The 5,671-nt window shown below is 62.5% G+C and carries 5 protein-coding genes; all 5 read right to left on the bottom strand.

Annotated features, from left to right (window positions below):
* Positions 1-2,084, bottom strand: a 2,084-nt coding sequence (locus EKA13_RS25640; RefSeq protein ID WP_065761874.1) for an efflux RND transporter permease subunit, incomplete at its 3' end; no start/stop codon positions are given.
* Positions 2,085-2,092: 8 nt separating this feature from the next.
* Entirely contained in the window at positions 2,093-3,067 is a 975-nt protein-coding gene (locus tag EKA13_RS25635; RefSeq protein WP_065761873.1) for a WD40/YVTN/BNR-like repeat-containing protein, read from the bottom strand.
* Between the two features lie 147 nt (positions 3,068-3,214).
* A complete protein-coding gene (locus EKA13_RS25630) occupies positions 3,215-4,423 on the bottom strand; it encodes an acetyl-CoA C-acyltransferase (protein WP_083199915.1) in 1,209 nt (402 codons plus the stop codon).
* Positions 4,424-4,431: 8 nt separating this feature from the next.
* Positions 4,432-4,902 carry a MaoC family dehydratase gene (locus tag EKA13_RS25625; protein ID WP_065761872.1) on the bottom strand — a complete coding sequence of 157 codons (471 nt, stop codon included), beginning with the start codon at positions 4,900-4,902 and terminating at the stop codon, positions 4,432-4,434.
* A gap of 10 nt (positions 4,903-4,912) precedes the next feature.
* Positions 4,913-5,671: SDR family oxidoreductase (locus EKA13_RS25620; RefSeq protein WP_065761871.1), on the bottom strand; the 759-nt coding region annotated here is incomplete at its 5' end.

Below are 5,671 nucleotides of genomic sequence, written 5' to 3'. Positions count from 1 at the left end.
TACAAGTAAATGCCGTAGTCCACCCCGACCCCGACGCCCAGCGCCATCACCGGCAAGGTCGCGACTTTCAGGCCAATACCGAGCATGGCCATCAGCGCATTGCAAAGAATCGCCACGATGCCCATGGGCACCAGAATGCACAGCACTGCGCGCAATGAACGGAAGGTCAGCAGGCAGAAAAACGCCACCGAGCAGAACAACGCCGCGAGCATCCACACTTCAGCACGTTTCACCGCTTCATTGGAGGCTGCCATGACCCCGATGTTGCCGCCAGCCAGCTTGAACTCAACCCCAGGCGCCCGGATACCGGCGATAATCCGCTTGGCTTCATTGACCACATGGAACACCGTCGCGCCCTCATGATCGTTGAGGAACACCAGGATCTGCATGCGCTTGCAGCCATCGGTGACCAGCCCGGAATCCGGCGAATAAGCCATCGAGCCCTGCTGCAAGCCGCGCGACGAACCCGGGATAGCCGACCAGCGCGGGTTCCCTTCGTTATTGCCGGCAATCATTTCCTTGCCCATGCCGGCAACGCTCTGCACCGACTGCACGCCCGCGACATTGCGCATCTGGAAATCAAAGGCCTCGACCGCACGCATGACACCCGGGTTCAGACAGGCTTCGTCGATACCCTGGGTCTGAAGGAAGACCGCCAGCACATCCAGGCCGATCGAGTAGCTGTCGATAATCCGCTGGTTGTCCTGGTTGTAGCGCGAGTCGGCGCGCAGTTCAGGGGCACCCGGGCCAATGTCGCCGACCGCCAGTTCCCGCGCCTTGAACACGCCGAAGCCGAGCAACACCAGGCTGATGGCGAACACCACCAGTGCCGGACGCGGCTCAGCCAGCGCCGACAACCGCCACCACAACGGGTGGCGAGCCGCGTCATGCGTCGGTCGTGCTGCACGCGCAGACGATCCCAGGGACAAATGAGAAATGATCAGTGGCAACATCATCTTGTTGGTGATGATCATCAACATTACGCCCATGCAGGCAGTCACCCCCAATTCATGCACGATGGGGATATCGATCAGCATGATCACCGCAAAACCCAGGGCATTCATCAGCAGCGCCAGGGACCCTGGAATGAAGATCTTGCAGAACGCCGAGCGCGCCGCCTGCAGCGAGGAACTGCCGGCCAGCACGTCCTGCTTCCAGGCGTTGGTCATCTGTACCGCATGGGACACGCCAATGGAGAAGATCAGGAACGGCACCAGCACGGACATCGGGTCGATGCCCAGCCCCAACAGTGGCAGCAGCCCGAGCAACCAGACCACGGGCAACAGCGCTACGACCAGGGCCACGACGGTCAATGGCAAGGAACGCGAGTAAGCCCAGAGCAGCAATGCGGTGATGATGAACGCCACGACAAAGAACAGCATGACGGTATTGAGCCCTTCAACCACATCTCCGACCAACTTGGCGAACCCCACCACGTTGATCTCAATGGTCGGGCTGTTGTATTTGGCCCGGATCTCTTCGAGGCGCTTGGCGATTTCGACATAGGACACCGGCTGCCCGGTTTTCGGGTCGGTGTCCTGCAAGTCGGCCCGCACCATGGCCGAGCGCTGATCGTTGGCCAGCAGCCGGCCAACCTGCCCGGCGCGGGCAGCATTGCTGCGAACTTTCTGAAGGTCCTCGTCGGTACCGGCGTATTGCGGCGGTACCACCAGGTCACCGACATACCCTTCTTCGGTGATCTCGACATAGCGCACGTTCGGGGTAAACAGCGAGGTCACACTCGGGCGGCTGACCCCGGAGATGAAGAACACATCATCGGTAACCTGCTGCAGCACCCGAAGAAACTCCGGGTTATAGATGTCACCCTCGCCCTTCCAGTGCACGTTCACCAGCAGCCGGTTGGCGCCCGTGAACACCCGACTGAAGTCCAGGAAGCTCAACATGTACTCGTGGCGTACCGGAATCTGCTTGTTGAACCCGGGGTCCAGCCGCACCTGGGTTGCGCTATAGCCCAGGGCCACCGTCACCAGCATGAACAGCCCCAGCCACCAGCGTCGGTGGTTCAGCAATACGTCCGCGCAGTCTTGCACGCGGCGTTCGATCCAACCTGTAGTCTGTGTCATATGCCTACTCACTGTGCAACGGCGGCAAGACCACCGTCTGCGCCCTGAAATACCCCACGTTCCCCGGCCACCAGCAAACGACGGGCGTTGAGAACCACTGCCGAGGTCAAGGTGCCCAAGCCAGCCCGTTGAGCGCTGTCGACCAACGCGCCGTCGGCATCCAGTCGGATCAGCCGGCTACCGGCACCAACCAGCACCAGGCCAGCGTGCTGGGGCAACAACGCATGGCCATAAATTGGCTGGCTGCTGCCAATATCGACCTGACTCCAGCTGTCCCCGAAATCGGTACTGATAAAGACATGCCCGCGCATGCCGTACGCCAGCCAGCGGGAGGCCGACAAGCGCACCACGCCAAACAGCGAGCCGTTGTAGAACGGCGTCAGGCTCTGCCAGTCTTGCCCGCCATTACTGGATCGCAGCACCAGCCCCTGCTCGCCCACCAGCATCTGCCGGCCATCAGCGCCGCCGTCCAGGCCATTGAAATGTGCGCCCTCGCCCGGCATGTCACGGGGCGTCCAGTGTTCACCGGCATCACTCGACTCCAGGTACTTGCCGTAGCTGCCATAGGCGACCACATGCTTGCCGTCGCCACTCCACACACCCAGTAACGGCTCACCCAGCTGCGCGTCGTAGCGCGTCTCCTGCCAGGTCTTGCCGCTGTCGCTTGAACGCAGGATCCAGCCATCATGGCCAACCGCGACCAGTACCTCGGGGCTCAGGGCAATGACCCCGGTGAGGGTCGCCTCACGCCCGGCGGCCACCTGGCTGGTTTGCCAGGACAGGCCGCTGTCGGTGCTGGTCAGAATCGTGCCACGCTCGCCCACCGCGATCAGTTGCGAACCATTGGCCAGCAAGGCGTTGACCTGAACCCGGTCGGCATTGATCCGGGTGATCGCCAACGGTGTGGGGTTACGCGGCGAGAAGGCGAAGGCCACCGCAGCGATGATGATGGCGCTCATGGCGTATCCAATCAGCTGGCGCATACTGGACTCCATGGCGAAACGCAGGGGCACGGGACGGGCATCATGGGGCGATCCTCTTGATTTTGTTTGAAGGATCATCAGACCGCCCCGCCCGTGCTACATCGTCCAAACGGCCTAGTCAGAGCGCTCGGCCGAGTTCGTTGGCGATCAAGGCAGCTCGAACAAGCCGGCAGCACCCATGCCGCCACCAATGCACATGGCCACGACCACGTAACGCACGCCGCGACGGCGGCCTTCGAGCAAGGCGTGACCGACCATACGAGCGCCCGACATGCCGAACGGATGGCCAATGGCAATGGCCCCGCCATTGACGTTCAAGCGCTCGGCCGGGATGCCCAGCGCGTCCCGGCAATGCAACACCTGGCAAGCAAAGGCCTCGTTGATTTCCCACAGGCCAATGTCCGCCACGCTCAGGCCAAAGCGCTTGAGCAAGCGAGGGACCGCCACCACCGGGCCAATGCCCATTTCTTCGGGTGCGCAACCGCCGACGGCGATCCCGCGGTAGATGCCCAGCGGCGTCAGGCCACGGTGCCGGGCTTGCGCACGGCTCATCAACAGGCTTGCCGAGGCGCCATCGGAGAACTGCGAGGCGTTGCCCGCGGTAATGAACTCACCCTGTGCAACCCATTTGCCATCTTTCCAGACCGGCTTGAGCGCAGTCAGGTCCTCCAGACGGGTACCTGGCCTGTTGCACTCATCGCGCTCGACCAACACCCGGGTATGCCCGCTGGGTTGGCCCGCCTCGTCGAAACACAGTTTGTCGACCGTCAGGCCGACGATTTCATCGTCGAACAGCCCGTCACGCTGCGCGGCCGCAGTGCGCAGTTGACTCTGCAAGGCATACTCATCCTGCGCAGCCCGGCTGATGCCATAGCGACGCGACACAATTTCGGCCGTTTCCAGCATTGGAATGTAAGCACTGGGCATCACCTCCAGCACCGCCTCGGACTGGGCACGGTAAGTGTTCTTGTGCTTGGTCTGGGTCAGGGACAGCGACTCGACGCCGCCAGCAATGGCAATGCTCATCTCGCCGGTCATGATGCCCTTGGCGGCGACACCAATACTCATCAGGCCTGATGCGCACATACGGTCCAGGGCCATGCCCGGCACAGTGTCCGGCAAACCACCGGTATAGGCACACAGACGACCGATGTTGTAGGCCTGGGTGCCCTGTTGCACGGCAGCGCCCATGATCACATCCTCTACCGCCTCAGCTTCGATACCGGCCCGTTCGACGACGGCACGAACTACATGGCCGCCCAGCACAGGGGCCTCGGTGTCGTTGAACGATCCACGGAACGACTTGGCCAGCGCGGTACGCGCGGTGGCGACAATCACAACTTCATTCAGGTCCATGAACAGGCTCACTCGGCAATAGGGTTGAAGGTGTAACGGCTGATGGTGTCCACCACGCAGCCAGGGCGCGCTTCGCCCTCGATTTCCACGGTGATGCGCACCACCAGTTGCACGGCTTCGCCAAGTTGCTCGGCACGCACAATGACGCCATGCCCGCGTACACGCGAACCGACCCTGACCGGCGCGGGAAAGCGCACCCGGTCACTGCCATAGTTGACCCCCATCGCCATGTTTTCGAGGGTGAGCAACTGCGGCATGAACAGGTTCGCCAGTGCCTGGGTCAGGTAGCCGTGGGCGATACAAACGCCGAAAGGGCCGCTGGCGGCACGCACAGGATCGACATGAATCCACTGGTGGTCGCCCGTGGCTTCGGCAAACAGGTTGATCCGCTCCTGGCTGATGCTCAGCCATTCGGTGTAGCCAAGGTCGAGGCCCTCGGCCTCGAGCAACGCCTGGGCGCTGCTGAAGGTATGACTCATCACGGACTCCTCAGGCCTGCTGCGAACTGACGGACAACACTTCGCCAACCATGTAGGAGGCGTAGTCGCTGGCCAGGAACATCATCACGTTGGCCACTTCCCAGACTTCGGCCGCACGGCCGAAGGCCTCGCGGTCAGCAAGACGGGCAAGCAGTTCCTCGCTGGAGGCTTTCTTGAGAAAGTCGTGCAGGGCAATCGAAGGCGAGACGGCGTTGATCCGAACCCCGAATTCCGCAGCCTCCAGGGCGCTGCAGCGGGTCAGGGCCATCACCCCGGCCTTGGCGGCAGCGTAGTGCGCCTGCTCTTTCTGGGCGCGCCAGCCCAGTACCGAAGCGTTGTTGACGATGGCACCAGCACCACGCCGCTGCATGTGCGGGAGCATGGCGCGGGTCATGCGGAAGGTACCGGTGAGCGTCACGTCGAGTACCCGCGACCATTCCTCGTCGCTCATGTCGACCAGCCGCTTCTGGCCACCGAGGCCGGCGTTGTTGATCAGCACATCGACACCGCCCAGTTGGGACTCGGCGCTGTCGACCAAGGCCTGAACCTCGTCCTCTACCGTGACATTGCACAGTTGGCCGTAAATAGCCTGTAAACCCGTTTCGGCCTTGAGCCGCTCCACCGCCTCTTCCAGGCGGCGCGGGTGCACATCCGAAATCATCAATGCCCGGCAGCCCTCTTCGGCGCTGCGACGGGCCGCCGAATAACCAATACCCGCACCCGCAGCGGCGGTAATCAGTACGGACTTGCCGGCCAGCAGTTGATGGCC

Origin of the sequence: Pseudomonas defluvii (assembly GCF_001695625.1) — a bacterium.
Taxonomy (GTDB): domain Bacteria; phylum Pseudomonadota; class Gammaproteobacteria; order Pseudomonadales; family Pseudomonadaceae; genus Aquipseudomonas; species Aquipseudomonas defluvii.
Note: the sequence above shows the minus strand (reverse complement) of the source record. Positions and strands in the feature narration are given on the sequence as shown.